The sequence below is a fragment of the Streptomyces sp. PT12 genome (genome assembly GCF_003311645.1).
In the GTDB taxonomy this organism is placed as follows: Bacteria; Actinomycetota; Actinomycetes; order Streptomycetales; family Streptomycetaceae; genus Streptomyces.
Window position 1 is genome coordinate 17,250 of record NZ_QEST01000105.1, and the last position, 21,560, is coordinate 38,809.

14 protein-coding genes are annotated in these 21,560 nt (G+C 74.4%); 13 read left to right on the forward strand and 1 reads right to left on the reverse strand.

The window, feature by feature from the left end; all coding sequences use genetic code 11:
- Nucleotides 1-7 precede the first annotated feature (7 nt).
- The 11 genes from DEH69_RS12605 to DEH69_RS12660 all read left to right on the forward strand — a co-directional run bounded on the left by DEH69_RS12605 (nt 8) and on the right by DEH69_RS12660 (nt 12,125).
- A complete protein-coding gene (locus tag DEH69_RS12605; protein WP_181727406.1) occupies nt 8-1,981 on the forward strand; it encodes an ABC transporter substrate-binding protein in 1,974 nt (657 codons plus the stop codon).
- A gap of 76 nt (nt 1,982-2,057) precedes the next feature.
- A complete protein-coding gene (locus DEH69_RS12610; protein WP_258534635.1) occupies nt 2,058-3,038 on the forward strand; it encodes an ABC transporter permease in 981 nt (326 codons plus the stop codon).
- Between the two features lie 10 nt (nt 3,039-3,048).
- A complete protein-coding gene (locus tag DEH69_RS12615; protein ID WP_113687042.1) occupies nt 3,049-4,200 on the forward strand; it encodes an ABC transporter permease in 1,152 nt (383 codons plus the stop codon).
- 16 nt (nt 4,201-4,216) lie between these two features.
- On the forward strand, nt 4,217-5,278 hold the full coding sequence (locus tag DEH69_RS12620) for an ABC transporter ATP-binding protein (RefSeq protein WP_113687043.1): 1,062 nt from the start codon (nt 4,217-4,219) through the stop codon (nt 5,276-5,278).
- Nucleotides 5,278-6,372, forward strand: coding sequence for an ABC transporter ATP-binding protein (locus DEH69_RS12625; RefSeq protein ID WP_113687044.1), 1,095 nt, complete (start codon nt 5,278-5,280; stop codon nt 6,370-6,372). Before DEH69_RS12620 ends, DEH69_RS12625 begins: the two co-directional genes overlap by 1 nt.
- Before the next feature lie 127 nt (nt 6,373-6,499).
- A complete protein-coding gene (locus tag DEH69_RS12630) occupies nt 6,500-7,555 on the forward strand; it encodes a glycoside hydrolase family 5 protein (protein ID WP_181727407.1) in 1,056 nt (351 codons plus the stop codon).
- A gap of 711 nt (nt 7,556-8,266) precedes the next feature.
- Nucleotides 8,267-9,577 (forward strand): ATP-grasp domain-containing protein, encoded by a 1,311-nt coding sequence (locus DEH69_RS12640; protein ID WP_181727408.1) that lies wholly within the window; start codon nt 8,267-8,269, stop codon nt 9,575-9,577.
- A gap of 15 nt (nt 9,578-9,592) precedes the next feature.
- Complete coding sequence (locus DEH69_RS12645; RefSeq protein WP_113687048.1) at nt 9,593-9,847, forward strand: hypothetical protein; 255 nt, start codon at nt 9,593-9,595, stop codon at nt 9,845-9,847.
- Complete coding sequence (locus tag DEH69_RS12650; RefSeq protein ID WP_113687049.1) at nt 9,844-10,359, forward strand: MarR family winged helix-turn-helix transcriptional regulator; 516 nt, start codon at nt 9,844-9,846, stop codon at nt 10,357-10,359. The genes DEH69_RS12645 and DEH69_RS12650 overlap by 4 nt, the downstream gene beginning before the upstream one ends.
- A complete protein-coding gene (locus tag DEH69_RS12655; protein WP_113687050.1) occupies nt 10,356-11,213 on the forward strand; it encodes an SDR family oxidoreductase in 858 nt (285 codons plus the stop codon). The genes DEH69_RS12650 and DEH69_RS12655 overlap by 4 nt, the downstream gene beginning before the upstream one ends.
- A 30-nt stretch (nt 11,214-11,243) precedes the next feature.
- Nucleotides 11,244-12,125 carry a dioxygenase gene (locus DEH69_RS12660; protein WP_113687051.1) on the forward strand — a complete coding sequence of 294 codons (882 nt, stop codon included), beginning with the start codon at nt 11,244-11,246 and terminating at the stop codon, nt 12,123-12,125.
- Nucleotides 12,126-12,144: 19 nt separating this feature from the next.
- Here DEH69_RS12660 and DEH69_RS12665 read toward each other — a convergent pair whose 3' ends face one another.
- Nucleotides 12,145-13,329 (reverse strand): cytochrome P450, encoded by a 1,185-nt coding sequence (locus tag DEH69_RS12665; RefSeq protein ID WP_220131247.1) that lies wholly within the window; start codon nt 13,327-13,329, stop codon nt 12,145-12,147.
- 85 nt (nt 13,330-13,414) lie between these two features.
- Between DEH69_RS12665 and DEH69_RS12670 the strand changes: the two genes are divergently transcribed.
- Together DEH69_RS12670 and DEH69_RS12675 are read left to right on the forward strand one after the other, a co-directional pair.
- Complete coding sequence (locus DEH69_RS12670) at nt 13,415-14,191, forward strand: (2Fe-2S)-binding protein (protein ID WP_113687052.1); 777 nt, start codon at nt 13,415-13,417, stop codon at nt 14,189-14,191.
- A 492-nt stretch (nt 14,192-14,683) separates the two neighbouring features.
- Nucleotides 14,684-21,559: a type I polyketide synthase gene (locus DEH69_RS12675; protein WP_258534625.1), complete on the forward strand. Its 6,876-nt coding sequence runs from the start codon at nt 14,684-14,686 to the stop codon at nt 21,557-21,559.
- Nucleotide 21,560: the final 1 nt, after the last annotated feature.

Below are 21,560 nucleotides of genomic sequence, written 5' to 3' on the forward strand. Positions count from 1 at the left end.
GTCAACGATGACCAGGCGGATCGGACGGAGAGGCTTTCTCCTGGCCGGGGGTGTCACCGCGGCGGGAGCCCTGGGCGTGCTGGGGCTGCGCGGCTGTGACCTGTCCACCAGCCCATCGGGTGGTGGAGGCGGCGGGACCGTGACAGGCAACGGCCAGGCGCCCGAGCTCCAAGCCCTGGTGGACAGCGGCGAACTCCCGCCGCTGAGCGAGCGGTTGCCCCAGCGGCCCCTGGTCGTGCAGCCCGTGGACGGGCCCGGCACCTATGGCGAGACCTGGCGCAGCGCGCTCATCGGCGCGGGTGACTCGTTCCGGCTCAACCACGGGATCGGCTACGAGAACCTGGTGACGTGGGACGCGGAGTGGCGCGATGTCGTCCCGTGCGTCGCCGAGTCGTTCGAGATGAGCGAGGACGCCACCAGGGTGTCGTTCACGCTGCGCGCGGGGCTTCGCTGGTCGGACGGGACGCCGTTCACGGTCGACGACGTGGAGTTCGCCTACCGCGACCTGATCACCGACACGGAGATCGTGCCCGACACCCCGGGCCAGTACCTCGCGGGCGGGCAGGCCGCGACCCTGGAGCGGACCGGGGAGCACTCGTTCGACATCGTGTTCGCCGGTCCCCGCGCCCGCTATCTGGAGGAGATGGCGAGCGAGGCGGGCGACATGCTGACCCGGCTGCCCAAGCACTTCCTCGAACGCTTCCACCCGCGCCTGTCCCCCGACGCCGAACGGGCCGCCCAGGACCGGGGCTACACGGGCCCGGTCGAGCTGCTCCAGGACGCCGTCTACGGCGGCATGCTGTGGACGGACCCCGAGCTGCCGCGCCTGCACGCGTGGCTGCCGCAGGACGCCATCGGCGACGGCACACGGATGCGTTTCACCCGCAACCCCTACTACTGGAAGGTCGACCCCGAGGGGAACCAGCTGCCCTACCTCAACGGCGTCGACTTCACCATGGCGCAGGACGCGGAGGTCGTGCTGCTGCGCGTGCTGGGCGGCGAGGTGGACCTGATGGACCGCCATGTGACCACGACGCAGAACAAGCCGGTGCTCGCCGAGGGCCGCGAGGACGGCGGCTACGGCTTCTACGACCTGGAGACCGACAAGGTCAACACCCTCTCGATCATGCTCAACCTCACGAGCCAGGACGAGGTCAAGCGGGAGATCTTCGGCAACAGGGACTTCAGGATCGGCCTGTCCTACGCGATCGACCGGCAGCGGATCATCAACGCCGTGCACGCCAGGCAGGGCGAGCCCTGGCAGGTGGCGCCCTCCCGCGCCTCCGACTTCTTCGACGAGGAGATGGCCACGCAGTTCACGGAGTACGACGTGGCCGCGGCCGAGGAGCACCTGGACCGCGCGGGCTTCACGCGGCGCGGAGGTGACGGGCCGCGGCTCGGCCCCGACGGCGAGCCGATATCGTTCCGCGTCCTGGTCGGCGCGGGCGCCGCCAAGCCCGAGCTGCTCGACGCGCTGGAGATCCTGCTGCCGATGTGGCGCGAGGTCGGCGTCGAGGCCCGGATCCAGAGCGAGGACCTGACGCTGCGCACCCAGCTCATCCAGGCCAACGAGCACGACGCGCTGGTGTGGGACGGCGACGGCGGCCTCAACCCCATGGCGGGGCCCGGGATGTATATGCCGCAGTGGGGCGAGAACAACGCCTTCTGCCCCGAGTGGTTCACATGGCTGGAGACCGGTGGCGATGAGGGCATGGAGCCGCCCGAGCCCGCCAAGGAGCAGTACCGGATCTACACGGAGGAGCTGACCTCCGAGACCGACGCCGAGGGCAGGGCCGACGGGATGCGACGGATCCTCGAGATCGCCAAGGAGCAGTTCTGGACGATCGGGATCAGCACCGCGCTGCCCGGCTACGGAGTCGTGGGCAACGCCCTGCGCAACATGCCGGAGCGCACCTTCTTCGCCGCGACCTACCCCTATCCCGGCGGCGTGCACCCCGAGCAGTTCTTCATCGAGCGCTGACCGCGCGCCCGGCTCACCGAGCCGATCGACCGAATCAACCACCAGCCGACGGGACGGACTCGCGGTGCTGAGCTATGTGGCACGCCGGTGCCTCTACATGATTCCCACGCTCTTCGGGATATCGGTGGTCGCCTTCGCGATCATCCAACTCCCGCCGGGCGACTACCTGACGACGCTGGTGTCGCGCCTGGAGAACCAGGGCGAGTCGGTCGACCGGGCCCAACTGGAGTCGCTGCGCGAGCGATACGGCCTGGGCGACCCGCTGGCCTCCCAGTACGTCACCTGGATGTCCTCCATCCTCTTCCACGGCGACTTCGGGCAGTCCTTCGAGTACAGCCGCCCCGTGGCCGACCTGGTCGCCGACCGGCTGCCGCTCACGGTGGTGCTCGCGGTGACCACGCTGCTGACGACGTGGCTGCTGGCGTTCCCCATCGGCCTGTACTCGGCGGTCCGCCAGTACTCCCCCGGCGACTACCTCGCCACCGTCGTGGGCTTCCTCGGCCTGGCCATCCCCAACTTCATGATCGCGCTGCTGCTGATGTACATCGGCCAGACGGTGTTCGGGATGAGCGTCGGGGGGCTGTTCTCACCGGAGTTCGAAGACGCCGCGTGGAACCTCGGCAAGGTCATCGACCTGCTCGGCCACCTGTGGGTGCCGGTGCTCGTGCTGGCCACGGCGGGCACGGCCGGGCTGATCCGCGTCCTGCGGGCCAACCTGCTCGACGAGCTGCACCGCCCCTATGTGGTCGCGGCGCGCGCCAGGGGCATGCCCGAACGCAAGCTGCTCGTGCGCTATCCGCTGCGGGCCGCGCTCAACCCGTTCGTCTCCACCGTCGGCTACGTTCTGCCCGCGCTGGTCTCGGGCGAGGTCGTCGTCGCGCAGGTGCTGTCCCTGCCGACCACGGGGCCGCTGCTGCTCAACGCCCTGCGCAGCCAGGACATGTACCTGGCCAGCTCGGTCATTCTCATCGTCAGCGTGCTGACCGTCATCGGCACCCTGCTGTCGGACGTACTGCTGGCCTGGCTGGACCCGCGGGTCCGGCTGGACCGGGGATAGGAGGGGGGCCATGACCGGCCTCGCGGCGGCGCCCGGCGCCGCCGGAACGACACAGACGCCCGAAGGACCCCCCGCGGAGAAGAAGGGCGGGGCGCCGCCCAGGGACTCCGCGTCCCAGTGGCGCCTGGTCTGGCGGAGGTTCCGCCGCCACCGGCTCGCCATGCTGGGCCTCGCCGTGACCGCCGCGCTCTACCTGGTGGCGATCTTCGCGGACTTCCTCGCGCCGTTCGGCACCGAGCACTTCGACGAGAACTACCCCTACGCCCCGCCCCAGACCATCCAGTTCGACGGCGGCCTCCACGTCGACGGCTACACCACGACCGTCGACAACGAGACCTATGAGCAGACCTTCACCACCGACCCGTCCCAGCGGATCGGCGTGGGCTTCTTCGTGCGGGGCGAGGAGTACCGGCTGCTCGGCCTGATCCCGTGGGACCGGCACCTGTTCGGGCCCACCGAGCCGGGCGCGCCCATGTACCTGCTCGGCGCCGACCGCACGGGCCACGACCTGCTGTCCCAGCTCATCCACGGCACCCGGGTCTCGATGACGATCGGACTGATCGGCGTCGTCGTGGCGTTCGTGCTCGGCGTCGTCCTCGGCGGGCTCTCCGGCTATCTCGCGGGCCGCGCCGACACCGTGATCCAGCGCGTGGTCGAGTTCTTCATGTCGCTGCCCAGCCTGCCGCTGTGGCTCGGCCTCGCCGCCGCGCTGCCACCCGAATGGGGGCCGCTGCAACGGTACTTCGCGATCTCGGTGGTGCTCGCCCTGATCGGCTGGACCCATCTGGCGCGCGAGGTGCGCGGGCGCTTCCTCGCGCTGCGCGAGGAGCAGTTCGTGACCGCGGCCCGCCTCGACGGGTGCGGGCGGCGAAGAGTGATCTTCGGGCACATGCTGCCCTCGGTCAGCAGCCATCTCATCGCCCAGCTCTCCCTGTCGGTCCCGGCGATGATCCTGGCCGAGACCGCGCTGAGCTTCCTCGGCCTGGGGCTCCAGGCGCCCGTCGTCAGCTGGGGGGTGCTGCTCCAGGACGCGCAGAACGTCCGCGTGCTTGAGACCGCGCCCTGGCTCATGATCCCTGGGCTCGCCGTGGTCGTCGCGGTGCTCGCCCTCAACTTCGCGGGCGACGGCCTGCGCGACGCCGCCGACCCGTACCGAAGGTAACGAAGGGGACTGTGCCATGCCACCCGACCTCACGACCGCCCCGGCCGCGCCACGGCCCGCGGCGCCCGACCACGCCCCGCTGCTGGAGATCGAGGGCCTCAAGACCCATGTGGACACCCCGGAGGGGATCGTCCGCGCGGTGGACGGCGCGGGGTTCAGCGTTCCCCGGGGCAAGATCGTCTGCCTGGTGGGCGAGTCGGGCTGCGGCAAGAGCATGACCGCCAGGTCCGTGCTCGGCCTGGTCGAGCCGCCAAGCCGCATCGTCGAAGGCGCCATCCGCTGGCACCGCGACGGCGGAGAGAGCGTCGACCTGGCCGCGCTCGACCCCAAGAGCGAGGAGATGCGCACCGTGCGCGGGCGGGAGATCGCCATGGTCTTCCAGGAGCCCATGGCCGCGCTCTCCGCCCTGCACACCATCGGCGACCAGGTGGTCGAGGCCATCAGGCTCCACCTCCCGCTCAGCCGCGAGGAGGCCGAGGAGCGCGCGGTGCGGCTGCTCACCCGCGTCGGCATCCCGCGCGCCGCCGAGCGCCTGCGGTCCTACTCCTTCCAGCTCTCCGGCGGCATGTGCCAGCGCGTCATGATCGCCATCGCGCTGGCGTGCGAGCCCGCCCTGCTCATCGCCGACGAGCCGACCACCGCGCTCGACGTCACCACCCAGGCCCGCATCCTCGACCTCCTGAGGGACCTCCAGGCCGATACCGGGATGTCCGTGCTGTTCATCACCCACGACCTGGGCGTGGTCGCCGAGATCGCCGACGAGGTGGTGGTGATGTACCTGGGCACCGTGGTCGAGCACGGCCCCGTGGACGACATCTTCCACCATCCCCAACACCCCTATACCCGCGCCCTGCTGGGCTCGGTGCCGCGCCTTGGCACGGGCCCGCGCCAGCGCCTCGACACCATCCGCGGCACGGTCCCGCACCCCTCGGAACGGCCCGAGGGCTGCCCGTTCCACCCCCGCTGCGACGTCGCGGTGGCGGGCGTGTGCGACCGGGGCGAGGGGCCCGTCGAGGTCGCGCTCGACACGAGCCGGGGCGTGCGCTGCGTGCACGCCGACGCGGAGGGGAACGCCTGATGACCGAGCACCCCGTGAACGACCGCCCCCTCAACGACGCCTCGGCCACGCCTCTCCTCGATGTGCGCGGCCTCAAGGTCCACTTCCCCGTCAGGCGCGGCCCGTTCGGGCGCGTGACCGGGCGTGTCCGCGCCGTCGACGGGGTCAGCCTCACGCTGCGCCCCGGCGAAACGCTCGGCCTGGTCGGCGAGTCGGGCTGCGGCAAGACCACGCTGGGCCGCGCGCTGGCCCGCGCCGTCGAGCCGAGCGCGGGGCGCGTGCTCTACGACCCGGGCGACGGCGGCGACCCGTGGGACGTCGGGGCGCTGTCCCGGCGCGGGCTGCGCGCGTACCAGCGGCAGGTGCGCGTCGTCTTCCAGGACCCGTTCTCCTCCCTCAACCCCAGGATGACGCTGCTGCGCATCGTCGGGGACCCGCTCAAGGCCCACGGCCTGGCCAGCGGCTCCGAGCTCGAGGACCGGGTGGCCGACATGCTCACCCGCGTCGGCCTCTCCTCGCGGTACATGCGCCGCTACCCCCACGCGTTCTCCGGCGGCGAGCGGCAGCGGATCAGCATCGCCCGCGCGCTGATCCTCGGCCCGCGCCTGGTCATCGCGGACGAGCCGGTGTCCGCGCTCGACGTCTCGGTGCGCGCCCAGATCCTCAACCTGCTGCTCGAGCTGCGCGAACAGCTCAGCCTGACCTATCTGTTCATCTCCCACGACCTGTCCGTCGTCGAGAGCGTCTGCGACCGGGTGGCGGTGATGTACCTCGGGAAAGTCGTGGAGACGGGCCCCACCACCCCGCTCTACGCCCAGCCGCGCCACCCCTACACCGAGGCGCTGCTCTCCGCGGTGCCCAGGCCCGACCCGCGGCTGCGCGGCGCGGGCCGCCGCGTCCGGCTGGCCGACGACCTGCCCGACCCGGCGAGGCCGCCCGCGGGCTGCTCGTTCCACACCCGCTGCCAGGCCGCCCTCGACGGCGTGTGCGACGTGCCGGGCAGCCCGCCCGAGCTCGCGGCGGCCGGGGAAGGCCGCATGACCGCGTGCCACCGCGCGGCCGATCTGACCCTCACGGGCGTTCCCGCGCTCGGCCCCGCCGCGGAGGGGGCCTGAGCCGAACGCGTTCCCCCGACCGCCCATCCCCCCACAGCGTCCCCCGTCCCCGACCGGAAGGAGGCCCCGCACCACCCAAGCTCCACCCCCCCACACAAGAAACGGAGAGAGCCGCATGCTCAGGTCCATGAAGACATCCGTGAGAAAGCTCCTCACCACCGTGGCCGCGCTGGCCGCGGTGACCGCCGCCCTCGCGCTGCCGGGGCCCGCTTCGGCCGACGAGGCGCCCGCCTCACCCCCCGAGGCGTCCGCCGCGGTGCCGTGGCTGTCCACCGAGGGGAACCGCATCGTCGACTCGTCGGGCAACCCCGTCACCCTCAGGGGCGTCTCGATGATCGGCCCCCGGCACAACAACGAGTGCGCCGAGTGCAACCCCCAGCCGATGGCCGACCACATCGCCCGCGCGACCGACCCGGCGCGCGGCTGGCACTCCAACGTCGTCCGGCTGCCCGTCACCGAGTGGGCGCCGAACGACAGCCTGTCCCTGGCGGACAACATCGCCCAGCACGTCGACCCGTACGTGCAGCAGGCGGTGGACCTCGGCGTGTACATCATCGTCGACTTCCACCGGGTGCAGGACTACGGCAGCGGAGGCGTTCCGCAGGATCTCGTCAGGGAGTTCTGGGAGTATGTCGCGCCGCGCTACGCCGACATCCCCAACGTCCTGTACGAGGTCTACAACGAGCCGATCAACCCCGACTCGTGGGCGCAGTGGAAGAGCTACATCCAGCCCGTCGTCGACCGGGTCCGCGCTCTGGCCCCGGACAACCTGATCCTCATGGGCAGCCCGCAGTGGTCAACCCGGTTGAACGGCGCGGTCAACGACCCCATCGCGGGCGGCAACATCGTGTACGTCTACCACCTCTACCCGAACCAGGGCGCGGCCACCGAGGCGATCCTGGACCCGAAGTTCGGCAACGCGGCCGAGCAGATCCCGGTGATGCTCACGGAGTTCGGCTGGAACCCGGCGGGTGAGTGGTCGGATCCGGTGACCGAGGGCACCACTTCGGAGTGGGGCGCCCCGCTGCGCGCCTACCTCGACGCCCGTCCGCACATCAGCTGGACGGCGTGGGCGTTCGACAACTACTGGAAGCCGCAGATGTACGACCACGACTGGAACCTGCTCGGTGGCGAGTACCAGGGCCAGTTCATCAAGCAGTGGATCGCCGAGCTGAACGGCTGAGCTGCCTGACCCGCACGACCCGGGGGCCGTTCGTCACCGCGGTGGTGACGAACGGCCCCTTCGGCCTACCCCGGCACGGCGTGCCCCACGGTGCCTGGTGGGTCGCATCTTCGGCCCCCACGGGTGGCCTCTGACCCGCAGCTTTACGGGTCGCTGAGCCCGTTGGGGGAGCGTGACCTTAGGTGGGTGGGTCGGGTGCGGTCGCGGGTGGCGTGCGGGTGGTGGGCGGCGGCCGGTTTGGCCTGAGGGAGCGGGGCCGCACGCCGGCCGCGAACCGGGCAGCCCTTGGCCTGCCCGCAACAGCCCATCGGCGATCTGGACGGCGATCTGGACGGCGGTCTGGACGGCGGTCTGGACGGCCTCGCACGCGCCGTCCACGCGGGCGCCTGGCGAGAGCGGCGCGACGTTGCACAGCGTGATCGGGTCCTGGGTCGTCTGATTCGTGTTGGCGGTGGGCCGGGGTGGCGAGCGCGAGGAGCGCGGCGGCGGCCGTCAGCGCGGCCAGGGTAAGGAAACGGGGGCGCGGCGAGGGCGGGAGCGTGGGCATCGTGGCTTCCCTCGGGTCGGCGAAAGCGGCACACACCCAAACGACGGTCCGGTCGCCAAGTCGCGTGCCGCTCGTGGGATTTGCCGGAACGGGTGGCCGTGACCTCCCGGGCCCGCGGGCGGTTAGTGGTCCGTGACGACCACCGTGCGCGAGGGGAGCCGACGTTGAGCGAGCAGGTGCCGACCCGCATCGAGGGGGTGGCGCACGACGAGGGGGCCAAGCTGCTGCGCGAACTGGTGGACGAGATCCACTGGTTCGACCGGTCGCCGTTCCTCAGCGCCTCGGCCGCAGCGCCAGGGCTGCCGCCGGTGCTGCCCACGACGCCCGCGCTCTCCGGCGACCCGGTGGGCCGCAGGGGCGGGGCGCGCCGCGTCGGGGTCGCCTTCGCCCCCGAGCACGGGACGGCGGCGCGCGACTGGGCCGCGGGCCGTGGGCTGCCCCTGCTGGCCGCCGACCCCGCGGTGACCGCGCTGGCCGGGGACAAGATCCACGCGGCGGGCATCTTCCGCGCGGCGGGCGTGCCCACGCCCGAGACGGTGGTGGTCCCGGCCGATGGGCGGGCGCCCGCCGCGTCCTACTGGCCCGCGCACTGGCCCGCGGCCGTCGTGCAGCGCCGCGCCAACAACCTGACCGGGCGCGGCACATGGCCCGCGCGCGACCGCGACGAGCTGGCCCGCCTCCTAGCGCGGCTGCCCGGCGAGGAGCTGCGGGTCTCGCGCCTGGTCGACGGCCCCTCGCTCACCGTCAGCGCCTGCGTCGCCGGGGACCGGGTCGCGGTCTCCGCGGTGTCACGACAGCTCGTGGGCGTACCGGAGTTGACGCCCCACTGGGGCGGCCACTGCGGCAACCAGCTGCTGGGCGCGGGCGATCTGCCGGGCGCAGCATACGAGCGGGCGCGGGAGGCGGCCCGCGGGGTCGGCGAGGAGCTGCGTCTTCGGGGCTACCGGGGGGTGTTCGGCCTCGACCTGGTCATGGAAAGCGATGGCCTGGTGCTGGCCGTGGAGATCAACCCCCGCTTCCAGACGGTGGTTTCGCTGGTCCAGCGCGCCGAGCGGGCCGCGGGGCTACTGCCGAGCCTCGCGCTGCACGTGCTCGCGTGCCTGCTGCCCTCCGTTCCCGTGCGCACCGCGTCCGTCGCGATGCCGTCGCTGGCCCAGCTGGTGAGCTGCGCCGGGCACGGCGGCGGCCTTGAGGTGGTCGACTCCCTTCCCGCGCCCGGGCGTTACCGGCTGGCCGACGACGGGTCGGCACGGGGCCCCGAGCCGGGCGGCGACGGCCTCGCGGACCTCGCGCCCGGCGAGGCTCTGGTGTGGTGGCAGAGCCGCCCCGGTGGCCAGGTCGCGCCGGGCGACGAGCTGCTGCTGGCGCAGCTGGCCGAACCGGTGACCAGGCCCGCCGCCACCGCGAGGAGCCGGGCGCTACTGCCCGGGGCCAGGGCGTGGGTGGCGGCGCTGGCGGCGGCGGGCGCCCGGTGAGCGGGTAACGTCCCGGTGGCGGGCGCCCTTAACGCTGCCCGCGGCGGACATGGAACGCGCGGGGCGCCGCGCCGTCGAGCGCGCCCTGGCGCGGCTGGCCGCGCCTACTGCTCCGGCCAGGCGCACCCCTCGGTCGCCCGCGCCCCGCACATCCTGGGGTTCCACCGCGAGCAGCTCGTCGTGCTGCCCGCCGACGCGTCGCTGCGGCTGCCCGTCGACGAGCTGGCCGGGCGCGTTTGGTTGACGCTTCAAGTTATGGTGGGGGTATGAGCGCGGATGAGCCACGGTGGCTGGACGACGAGGAGCGCGCGACCTGGATGGCGCTGATCGGCACCCTGGTGCGGCTCCCCGCCGCGCTGGACGCCCAGCTCCAACGCGACGCGGGCATCAGCCACTTCGCCTACCAGGTGCTCGCGGGGCTCTCGTCGGCGCCGGGGCGCACGCTGCGCATGAGCGAGCTGGCGACGTTCACCGAGGGGTCGCTCTCGCGCCTCTCGCACGTCGCCGCGCGCCTGGAGCGGCGCGGCTGGGTCACCCGCCGCCCCGACCCGGCCGATGGGCGCTGCACCCTGGCGACCCTCACCGAGGCCGGGTGGGAGAAGGTCGTCGCCACCGCGCCAGGCCATGTGGCGGAGGTGCGGCGGCTGGTGTTCGACCCGCTCACGCGGGAGCAGCAGCGGCGGCTGCGGGAGATCGGCCACCTGATCAACGCCTCGGTCAACGCCTCGCTCGCCCCCGAAGGCGCGCTCGCGCCGCCCCTCACCCAAGGAGAACGTTCATGATCGTCGTCACCGGGGCCACCGGCCCCCTCGGCCGCCTGGTCATCGCCGAGCTGCGCGAGCGCGGCGTGGCCGCCGACCGGATCGTCGCCGCCGTGCGCTCGCCCGAGAAGGCCGCCGACCTGGCCGCGTCGGGCGTCGCCGTCCGCGAGGCCGACTACGACAGGCCCGCGACGCTCGCCACCGCGCTCGACGGCGCGGAGAGGGTGCTGCTGATATCGGGGAACGAGATCGGGCGGCGCGTTCCCCAGCACCGGGCCGTCATCGACGCCGCCAAGGCCGCGGGCGCCGGGCTGCTGGCGTACACGAGCGTGCTGCACGCCGACACCACGACCATCGCGGTCGCGCCCGAGCACAAGGAGACCGAGGCGTATCTGCTGGCCTCGGGGCTGCCGTGCAGCCTGCTGCGCAACGGCTGGTACACCGAGAACTACGCGGCGACCGTCGCCCAGGCGCTGGCCACCGGCGTGCTGCCGGGCGCGGCGGGCGAGGGGCTTGTGGCCTCGGCGGCCCGCGCCGACTACGCGGCCGCCGCCGCGGCCGTCCTGACGGGCGAGGGCCACGAGAACACCGTGTACGAGCTGTCGGGCGACACCGCGTGGTCGATGGCCGAGTTCGCGGCCACCCTCACCGAGGTGTCGGGCACCAAGGTCGAGTACCGCGACCTGCCGGCCGACGCGTACCGCGCCGCCCTGGTCGGCAACGGCGTGCCCGACGAGGTCGCGGCCTATCTGGCCCGGCTGGAGGCCGACATCGCCGATGGCACCCTCGCCCACACCTCGGGCGACCTCGCGCGCCTCGCGGGCCGCCCCACCACCCCGCTGCGCGACACCCTCGCCGCGCTGGCCAGGGCCTGACCGGCCCCCTCACCGACTTCGGAGAACGCCGTGCACGGACTGTTCCACCCCGAGAGACCCGCCGCCGCCTACGACGCCTTCATCCCCGACGCCCTGCCCCGCGCCCGCGCCCAGCGGGACTGGACGCCCGCCGACGGGGCGCTGCCCGCGCTGTACATCAGCCATGGCGCGCCGCCGTTGTTCGACGACGGGCCGTGGATCCGCGAGCTGTTCGCCTGGGCGCAGGCGCTGCCGCGCCCCCGGGCGATCCTGATCGTCTCGGCGCACTGGGAGAACGCGCCGCTCGCCCTGTCCGCGCCCGCCGCGCACACGCCGCTGGTGTACGACTTCGGCGGCTTCCACCCGCGCTACTACCAGATGCGCTACGACACCCCGGACGCCGGGCACCTGGCGCGGCGCGTCGCGGCGATGATGCCCCGGGGGCAGGCACCGCACCAGCACGGCGAGCGGGGCCTGGACCATGGCGCGTGGGTGCCGCTGATGGCGATGTACCCGCTGGGCGACATCCCGGTGCTCCAGCTGTCCCTGCCCACGCACGAGCCGGGGCGCCTGATGGACCTGGGCCGCAGGCTCGCGCCGCTGCGCCGGGAGGGGGTGCTGGTGGTGGGGTCGGGCTTTATGACGCATGGACTGCCGTTCACCACGCGGGAGATGATCACCGAGGGGGTCGTCCCCGGCTGGTCGTCCGACTTCGACGCGTGGGCGGCCGACGCGTTGGAGCGTGGCGATGTGGAGGAGCTGGCGGCGTACGCCCAGCGCGCGCCGGGCATGCCGTACGCCCACCCCACGCCCGATCACTTCCTGCCGGTCTTTGTCACGCTGGGCAGCGCGGATGACGCGGAACGCCCGGCCCGCACGGTGATCGACGGCTACATGATGGGTCTTGCCAGGCGCTCATTCGAGCTGGGCTGAGTCCGCCGCCCCTGAGGGCTCAGGCGGTGACGGGGAGCGCCCGCAGGCCGCGGATCACAAACTCGGGGCGGCGCTCGGGCGTTCCGGCGAGGCGAAGGCCCGGCAGGCGCGTGGTCAGGGCGTGGAGGGCCGCGGCGATCTCGACGCGGGCCAGGGGCGCGCCCACGCAGTAGTGGATGCCCGCGCCGAAGCCCAGGTGCGGGTTGGGCGAGCGGCCGATGTCGAGCGTGTCGGGGTCGTCGAAGACGGCCGGGTCGCGGGCCGCCGCGCCGAGCAGGGCGGCGATCCGGTCGCCTGGCGCGAGATCGAAGCCCCCGACCGCCGTCGGCGCCGTGGCGGTGCGCTCGAAGAGCTGGAGGGGCGCGTCATAGCGGATCAGCTCCTCCACCGCGGTCGGCAGCAGCGCGGGGTCGGCCACAAGCCGCTCCCACTGGTCGCGGTGGCGCAGCAGGGCGCCCACGCCGTTGCCGATGACGTTGACGGTGGCCTCGTGCCCGGCCATCAGCAACAGGACGGCGGTGCCGACCAGTTCGTCGCCGGTGAGCCGGTCGCCGCCGTCGCGCACCGAGACCAGGTCGCTGATCAGGTCGTCGCGCGGGTCGCGCGCGCGGGCGTCGGCGAGGCCGCGCAGATGGGCCACGAACTCGGCGGCGGCCCGCTCGGCCGCCGCCTCGCCCTCGGGCGGCAGGCCGTACTCGTACATCTTCACGATGGCGTTGGACCACGGCTGGAGCCTGGGGCGGTCGGCCTCGGGGACGCCGAGCAGCTCGGCGATCACCTCGACGGGGAGCGGCGCGGCGAGGTGGGTGAGCAGGTCGGCCGAGCCGTCCTCGGCGATGGCCGCGGCGAGCCGGTCGACCATGGCACCGGCGACGGAGGCGACCCACGGCTCCAGCCTGCGGATGTGCCCGCGGGCGAACGCCGCCGAGATCAGGCGGCGCAGGCGGGTGTGCCGGGGCGGCTCGGTCTCAAGGAGCGAGTTGCGGTGCAGCAGGTTGAACGCCGGGAACGCCTCGGCAGGGGCGCGATCGGTCCACAGGCGGCCCGCGGCGCGCTCGCGCAGCACCTGGGAGCACGCGGCGTGCGAGACGGCGACCGGCAGGCCGAGCCCCTCGTGCCGGTGCACGGGGGCGCGCTCGCGCAGCGCGGCGAACGCCGGGTAGGGGTCGGCGAGAAAGGCCGGGTCACGGGGGTCGAACACCATGCGCCGACCGTATCGCGCACCTTGGCCGCACGCCCCCGGCGTGCGCCGCGGGGCCGTGCATGATGGGGCCGTGCATGATGGGGCGATGTGCGCTGATGCGACCGCGGGTTCGCCCACGCCGTCGGATGTCCTGGCCGCACTCGGCCCCTTCTTCGCCGTGGAGCGGCACCCCGTGGGGGCCCTGCCGGGCGCACGGTGGCGCCCCCTGGCCGAACTTGCCGAGGATCCAACGGCGTTGAGGGCGAGGGTGGCGGCGGTGCGGGCCTCGCTCGCCGCGTCGCACGGTACCGCCCCCGAACGGGTCGAGCCGCGCGTGGCCGCGTCGGTGGCCCATCTGGGGCTGGCCGCGCGGCTGGTCTCACCCGCGCTCGCGCTGGCCGTGCTGCGGCGCGCGCCCTTCGCCGCGTCGCTCGGGGCGCTGTGGTGGCGGCCCGTGCTCGGCGGCCCCGTCCCGCTCTCGGTCGCCGTCGAGGGCGGCCGGGGCGCCCCCCGCGATGCTTCGGCCGACGCCGCCGATGTGCTGCACCCGTGTCTGGACCGGGGGCCGGTAGCCGAACTGACGGCCGTCTTCCGAACGTTGTCGCTCTCGCCCCTGATCCTGTGGGGCAATGTGGCCTCCGCCGTGCACGGCGCCGCGGCCCAGCTGGCCCGGGCCCGCCCCGGCGTCGCGGGCGAGGCGGGGGCGGTCCTTGGCGCGCTGCTGGCCAGGGCCCCGCTGCGGGGCACGGCCGAGGTGACCGCGGGTGGGCGCTTCTTGCGGCACAGCTGCTGCCTCGTCTACCGCGCGGCGCCGGAGCGCCGCGGCCCGGTATGTGGGGACTGCGTACTCGCGCGGCGCGCGTCCGCTCGCTCGATCCGGTGATGTGAAGCGCGCCACATCGGGGCGCGTTCCGGCGCGCCCCGGGCGGCCGGAAGGTGAACGGTGAAGCCCGCGAAGCGAAGCGCCGCCAAAAAACGTGAAGGCCGCGGGCGAAATTCGAACGAGATTCGGAACGACGCATATGTATCGCGACCATTACGGGCGTATGACCCCAGGCGCACTTCTCTGATTGCCGTCTCCCATGAGCGGTTCGCCCCCGCCCATGCCGGGCATCCATAGGGCGTGCGGAAGAAGTTCGGCGACCACCCATCGCCATGAAACGCCAAGGTCGCACCCGTCACGACATGGGCATACACGGCCGTCACCCCTTGTGGGTCATATGGTCGGCCACAGCTTGGCCCTCACCGTCCGCCCACATGTGTGACGAGAATTTGAGCGCTTTGATAATTTGACCCGTCGCATTAGTGGCACGTACTTTCGCGCAGGTCCGCATCCCCACGCTGTGACGCAGCGCAGACATTGACTCGGAGTGTCGTGACCCCCGTCTCGCAGAATCCCGACATTGTCATCGGCATCACACCATTCGGCGTTCCCGACGCCCGGCTCGCTGCGGCCGTCTCCCGGGCCGGGGGGCTCGGCATCCTGGATCTGGGGCGGGGGGACTCGGCGGCGCGCGAGGCGCTGGCGCGGCTGCGGCGCTGGGCTCCCGGCTCCTTCGGGGTGCGGGTGGGAACGGAGTGCGCCATGGAGCGCGACGAGCTGGCGGGGGTCGCCACCGTGGTGCTCGGCGCGGGCGCGCGGTGGAGCGGCGCTCCGGCGTCGTGCCGCGTGCTGCGCGAGGTGACCGACCTGGACGAGGCACACGAGGCGAGGGCCGCGGGAGCGCACGGGCTTATCGCCCGCGGGCACGAATGCGGAGGCCGCGTGGGCGCGTTGAGCACATTCGTGCTGCTCCAGCGGCTCCTCGGCGACGAGGGTCCCGGGCTTCCCGTGTGGGCGTGCGGCGGCATCGGCGAGCACACCGCGGCGGCGGCCGTGGCGGGGGGCGCGGCCGGGGTGGTGCTCGACGCGCAGTTGGCGCTGCTTGAGGAGAGCGCGCTCCCCGAGGGCGCGGCGGCGCTGCTGCGGCGCATGGACGGCACCGAGACCGTGGTCATCGGCGGCCACCGGGTGCTGCGGCGGCGCGGGCCCGACGCGCCATCGCTCGACGGCGCGGACGAGGACGTCATCGGGCGGCTCGGCGTGGACGACCCGCGGCGGCAGCTGCTTCCGGTGGGCCAGGACGGCTTTCTCGCCGCCGAGTTCGCCGAGCGCCACGGCACCGTGGCCGAGGCCGTGGGCGCGGTGCGCGCGGCGATCGCGGAGGCGTTCCACGACGACGCGGCGGGCGAGGCGCTGCGGCCCGGGTCCCCGGCCGCCCTGGCGCTGGGCACCCGACTCCCCGTCGTCCAGGGGCCGATGACCCGGGTGAGCGACCAACCCGGGTTCGCCGCCTCGGTCGCGGAGGCCGGGGGCCTCCCGGTGCTCGCGCTCGCGCTGGCCGACGGGGCGCAGACGAGGGCGCTGCTTGAGAGCACGCGCGCGGCGGTGGGCGACGCGCCGTGGGGCGTGGGGCTGCTCGGGTTCGCCCAGGAGAGCGTGCGGGCCGCCCAGTTGGAAGCCGTGCTCGACCAACGCCCCACGCACGCGGTCATCGCGGGGGGCCGCCCTTCGCAGGCCACGGCCCTGGAGGAGGCGGGGATCGCGACGTTCCTGCACGTTCCCTCGCCCGGGCTGCTGCGGCAGTTCCTCGCCGCGGGGGCGCGGCGTTTCGTCTTCGAGGGCTCGGAGTGCGGCGGCCATGTGGGCCCGCGCGCCAGCTTCCCGCTGTGGCAGGCGCAGCTCGCGGTGCTCGACGCGTTCGCCGCCGATGAGGGCTCGGCGGCCGACGGGCTTCAGGTGCTGTTCGCGGGCGGCGTCCACGACGCGCGCTCCGCGGCGATGGTGGCCGCCATGGCCGCCCCGCTGACCCGGCGCGGGGTGGCGGTGGGCGTGCTGATGGGCACCGCCTACCTGTTCACCGCCGAGGCGGTGGCGCACGGCGCGATCGGCCCCGAGTTCCAGCGCAGCGTGGTGGCCGCGGGGGCGACGGAGCTGCTGGTCACGGCGCCCGGGCACGCCACGCGGTGCGTCGAGAGCCCGTTCACCGCGGAGTTCAGGGCCGCCGAGGCCGAGCTGCGGGCCCTTGACGTGCCCGAGCGCGAGGCGTGGGAACGGCTCGAACGGCTGAACCTCGGGCGGCTGCGCATCGCCAGCAAGGGCGTTGAGCGCGTCGGGGACCAGCTGGTCGCGGTGGACGGCGGGCGGCAGCGCGCGGCCGGGATGTTCATGGCCGGGGACGTCGCCGTGCTGCGCTCGGCCACCACCACGGTCGCCGAGCTGCACCACGCCGTGGGGCCGGCGGCGGCCGACTTCCTGGCCGGGCGCGCCACCACGCTGCGCGGGCGCCCGCACGCGGCCGAGGCCCCCGAGCCCGAGCCGCTCGAGATCGCCATCGTGGGCATGGCGGGCATGTTCCCGGGGGCGCGCGACCTCGACGAGTTCTGGGCGAACGTCCTGGACGGCGTGGACGCGGTCACCGAGGTCCCGGCCGAACGCTGGGACCCACGGCTCTACTACGCGCCCGAAGGCGGCGAAGGGGCGACCACCGTCTCCAAGTGGGGAGGGTTCCTGCCGCGGATCCCGTTCGACCCGCTGGCCTACGGCATCCCCCCGGCCTCGCTCGCGGGCATCGAGCCCGTCCAGCTGCTCGCGCTTGAGGCCACCAGGCGGGCGCTCGCGGACGCGGGCTACGACCGGCGCCCCTTCCCCCGCGCCCGCACATCCGTCATCTTCGGCGCCGAGGCCGGGAGCGACCTGTCCACGGCCCTGACCCTGCGGACCGTCCTGCCCGGCTGGACCGGGCCGCTCCCCGACGCCCTCGGCGACCAACTGCCCATGCTCACCGAGGACTCCTTCCCCGGCATGCTGGCCAACGTCATCGCGGGCCGCGTCGCCAACCGCCTCGACCTCGGCGGCGCCAACTACACCGTGGACGCCGCCTGCGCCTCGTCGCTCGCCGCCCTCGACGCCGCGTGCAAGGACCTGGCCACGGGCGCGGCCGACGTGGCGCTGTGCGGCGGCGCCGACCTGCACAACGGCATCCACGACTACGTCCTCTTCTCCTCCGTGCACGCCCTGTCCCCCACGGGCCGCTCCCGCACGTTCGACGCGGACGCGGACGGGATCGCGCTGGGCGAGGGCGTCGCCTGCGTGGTCCTCAAGCGGCTCGCCGACGCGCGGCGCGACGGCGACCGCGTCTACGCCGTCATCCAGGGCGTCGGCGCCGCGAGCGACGGGCGCCACCTCGGGCTGACCGCGCCACGCGCCGAGGGCCAGCGCGCCGCCCTCGAACGCGCCTATCACCAGGCCGGGATCGCGCCCGCCGAGGTGCGGCTCGTCGAGGCGCACGGCACCGGCACCGTCGTCGGGGACCGCACCGAACTCACCGTGCTCACCGAGATGTTCATCGACGCGGGCGCCGAGCCCGGCGCGTGCGCGCTCGGCTCGGTCAAGTCCCAGATCGGGCACACCAAGTGCGCCGCTGGGCTCGCCGGGCTCATCAAGGCCGCCCTCGCCCTGCACACCGGGGTCCTGCCGCCCACGGGGAACCTGGTGCGCCCCAACCCCGCCTGGGACCAGGAGACCAGCCCCTTCGCCTTCCACACCAGCCCCCGCCCCTGGGCCGCGCCCGCGGAGGAACGCGTCGCCGGGGTCAGTGCGTTCGGCTTCGGCGGCACCAACTTCCACGCCGTCCTCACCGCCCACCCGGCCGGGCCCCCACCGGCCACGAGCCGCGCCGTGTGGCCCGCCGAGCTCCTCACCTTCCGCACGGCGCGGGCGGCCGAGGAGATGCTGCGCTTCGTCGAGAGCGGGGAGGCGGCCTCGACTCCCCTGCGGGAGCTGGCCCGTTCGGCCGCCGTCGAGGCCGACGCCAGGCCCGGGCGCGTCGCCGTCGCCGTGGTCGCCGAGAGCCTCGACGCCCTGCCCGGCCAGCTGCGCCGGGCGATCGCGGGCGAGAGCGACCCCGGCTCCGGCGTCTTCGTGGCCACGCAGGACGGGGAGCGGGAAGGCGGCCCGGGGGATGTGGCGTTCCTCTTCCCCGGGCAGGGCAGCCAGCGCCCCGGGATGTTCGCCGAGCTGTTCACCGCCTTCCCCGAGCTGCACCGCTATCTTGAGCTGGACGCCGCCCCCGTGGACGCCGTCTTCCCGCCCGCGTCGTTCGACGACGCGACCCGTGAACGCCGAAGGGCCGCGGTCACCGACACGCGCGTCGCGCAGCCCGCGCTTGGGCTGACCGCCCTGGCCGCCCACGACCTGCTCACCCGCGCCGGGGTGCGCCCCGCCATGGCGGGCGGCCACTCCTACGGCGAGCTCGCCGCGCTCTGCGCCGCCGGGGCCCTGACGCCCGACGCGCTTCTCGCGCTCAGCGCCGACCGGGCCGAGGCGATCCTGTCGTCCGTCGGCGACGACCCCGGCACCATGGCCGCGGTGCCCGCCGACGCGGGGACCGTGGAAGAGGTGCTGCGCCTGGGCAAGCTCGACGGGCGGGTGACCGCGGCCAACCACAACTCCCCTACGCAGACCGTGATTTCCGGGGCCACCGACGCGGTCGACGAGGCCGTGCGGCTGCTCACCGACGCCGGACACCGGCCCAAGCGGCTCCCGGTGGCCTGCGCGTTCCACAGCCCGCTGCTCGAAGGGGCGGGCGAGCGCTTCGCCGCCGCGCTGGCCCACCACCCCCTGCGCGCACCTGAGTTCCCCGTCTGGGCCAACCGCACCGCGGCCCCCTACCCCACGGGGCCCGACGCGATCCGCGCCGAGCTCGCCGCCCAACTCGGCGCCGAGGTCCGCTTCGTGGCGCAGATCGAGGCCATGTACGCCGCGGGCGCCCGGGTGTTCGTGGAGGCCGGTCCCGGGGCGGCGCTCACCGGCCTGGTCGGCGCGGTCCTCGGCGACCGCCCCCACCACGCCGTGGCGTGCGAGCCACGGCCAGGCGCCGGGCTGCGCGGCTTCCTCGAAACGCTCGCCCGCCTCGCCGTCGCGGGCGTGCCCGTGCGCACCGCCTGGCTCCACCACGGCAGGCCAGCCGTCCCCTCGCCCACACGCCCCGCCGGTTGGACCGTCGACGGCCACCTCGTCCGCACCGCGGCGGGCGACCCGCTGCCGGGCGGCCTGCGCCCGGCCAGACGAGTACCGCTCACCCCCCTGGAGAACAACGCGATGCCCCAGCAGGACCCGGATGCCCTCCTGGTCGAATACCTCCGCAGCACACGGGAGTTGGTCGCCGCTCAGCGGGATGTGCTCCTCACCTACCTGGGCGGCGCGCCCGCCCAGGCCGCGCCCGCCGCCCCGGCGCGGCTGCCCGAGCTGCCCGGGCTTCCCGAGCTGCCCGCCGCCGTGGCCGACGCGGGCGGCCACGCACCGGCCCACGCCTCGATACCGGCCGCGGGCGGAACGGGCACCCCCGAAGCGCAGGCCCACGAGGCGAAGGCCACCGATGTCACCGGCACCGTGCTGCGCGTCATCAGCGAACGCACCGGCTACCCCGTGGACATGCTCGACCCCGACCTCGACCTGGAGGCCGACCTCAGCATCGACTCCATCAAACGCACCGAGATCGCCGGGGAGCTGGTGACCGCGCTCGGCGGCTCCGCCTCCGCTTCCGACGTCGCGGAGGCGGATCTTGAGGAGCTGTCCAGGTCCCGCACCGTGGCGTCCATCGCCGACTGGCTCTCCACCAGGCTGACCGGCCCCGGCCAGGGCCGGACCGCGCCCCCGGGGGAGGCGCACATCCCCGCCCAGCGCACCGGCGGCCAGAACGAGCCCGCCGCCGCCGAAGGGCCCGATGGGCTGGCCGGGGTGGCACCCAGGCGCCTGGTGCTGCGCGAAGTGCCGCTCGCCGACGCGGAGTCGGGCGAGGCCGGTGGGTCGGGTGGCGCGTTCGCCGGGAAGCGGTTCGCGCTACTCGGCGGCGACGCGGTGGCCGACGCCCTGGCCGAAGGGCTCGAACGGCACGGGGCGCGGGTCACCCGCCATGGCGCCGCCCACGCGCTGTCCGACGCGGAAGGGCCCGTCGACGGCGTGGTCCTGCTCGGCCCGCTCACCGACCGCCGCGACGCCTCGGCGCTGCCCGAGTCGTTCGGCGCGCTCAAGGCCGCGCTCGCGCGCTCGCCGCGCTGGCTGCTGTGCGCGCGGCCTTCCGGCGCCCAACCCCACGGCCTGCACGGCCTGTTCCGCACCGTGGCGAGGGAGTACCCGGACACCCTGGCCCGCGTCGTGGCCCTCGACCCCGCCGAACCCGCCGCCGCGGCCGAGGCGTTGCTCGACGAGCTGACCGCGCCCGACCGTTCGCCCGTCGTACTGCGCTCCGGCGCGGCGCGCACCGGCTTCGAGCTGGCCGAGGCGGGGCTCGGCGCCTCGGCGGGGCGGGGCGCGGGACCCGCGGGCGAGGGGGCGGCCGAGGCCGCGGCCCTCGGACTCGACCGTGAGTCGGTGGTGGTCCTGGCCGGTGGGGCCCGCGGCATCGCCGCGCACATCGCCGCCGCGCTCGCGGCCGCGTGCGGCTGCCGGATCGAACTGCTCGGCAGGACACGGCCGTTCAGCGGGCCCGAGGACGCCGACACCGCGGGCGCTGGCGACCGGGCGGCGCTGCGCGCGGCGCTCGCGGCGCGCGGCGGGCTCTCCCCCGCCGAGGTCGACCGACGGGCCGGGCTGATCCTCGCCCAGCGCGAGATCGAGGGAACGCTGGGCGAGCTGCGGCGACTTGGCAGCCCCGCCCACTACCAGGCCGTGGACATGCGCGACCACGAGTCGGTCACGCAGGCGGTCAAGGACATAAGGGCGCGGTTCGACCGCGTCGACGGCGTCGTCTACGCCGCGGGGGTGATCGAGGACCGGCTGATCGCCGAAAAGGACGAGGGCGCGTTCCGCCGGGTGTTCGGCACCAAGGTGGACGGCGCGCGGACGCTGCTCGACGCGGTCGGCGCCGGCTTCAACGGGCCCTCGTTCGCGGTGCTGTTCGGCAGCATCTCGGCCGTGCTCGGCAATCGAGGCCAGTGCGACTACGCCGCGGCCAACGACGCGTTGGAGGGCGTCGGCGCCGAGTGGGCGGCGCGCACCGGGCGGCGCGCGCTGACCGTGCACTGGGGCCCCTGGGCCCCGGCTGGCGCCCATCCCGGCATGGTCACCCCCGAGTTGGGGCGCGACTACGCCAGGCGCGGCATCGAGCTGATCGCCCCGCACGAGGGCGCCCAGGCGCTGCTGCGCGAGCTGGCGTGGGGCGATGTCCCGGCCGGTGGCTCCGTCGTCCTGACCGCTTCGGGCTGGTGAG

Coding starts and splice junctions, on each gene's coding strand:
- DEH69_RS12665 (WP_220131247.1), bottom strand. CDS start 13,329: ATGGTGTTCGACCCCCGTGACCCGGCCTTTCTCGCCGACCCCTACCCG.
- DEH69_RS12670 (WP_113687052.1), top strand. CDS start 13,415: ATGTGCGCTGATGCGACCGCGGGTTCGCCCACGCCGTCGGATGTCCTG.
- DEH69_RS12650 (WP_113687049.1), top strand. CDS start 9,844: ATGAGCGCGGATGAGCCACGGTGGCTGGACGACGAGGAGCGCGCGACC.
- DEH69_RS12605 (WP_181727406.1), top strand. CDS start 8: ATGACCAGGCGGATCGGACGGAGAGGCTTTCTCCTGGCCGGGGGTGTC.
- DEH69_RS12620 (WP_113687043.1), top strand. CDS start 4,217: ATGCCACCCGACCTCACGACCGCCCCGGCCGCGCCACGGCCCGCGGCG.
- DEH69_RS12625 (WP_113687044.1), top strand. CDS start 5,278: ATGACCGAGCACCCCGTGAACGACCGCCCCCTCAACGACGCCTCGGCC.
- DEH69_RS12655 (WP_113687050.1), top strand. CDS start 10,356: ATGATCGTCGTCACCGGGGCCACCGGCCCCCTCGGCCGCCTGGTCATC.
- DEH69_RS12615 (WP_113687042.1), top strand. CDS start 3,049: ATGACCGGCCTCGCGGCGGCGCCCGGCGCCGCCGGAACGACACAGACG.
- DEH69_RS12630 (WP_181727407.1), top strand. CDS start 6,500: ATGAAGACATCCGTGAGAAAGCTCCTCACCACCGTGGCCGCGCTGGCC.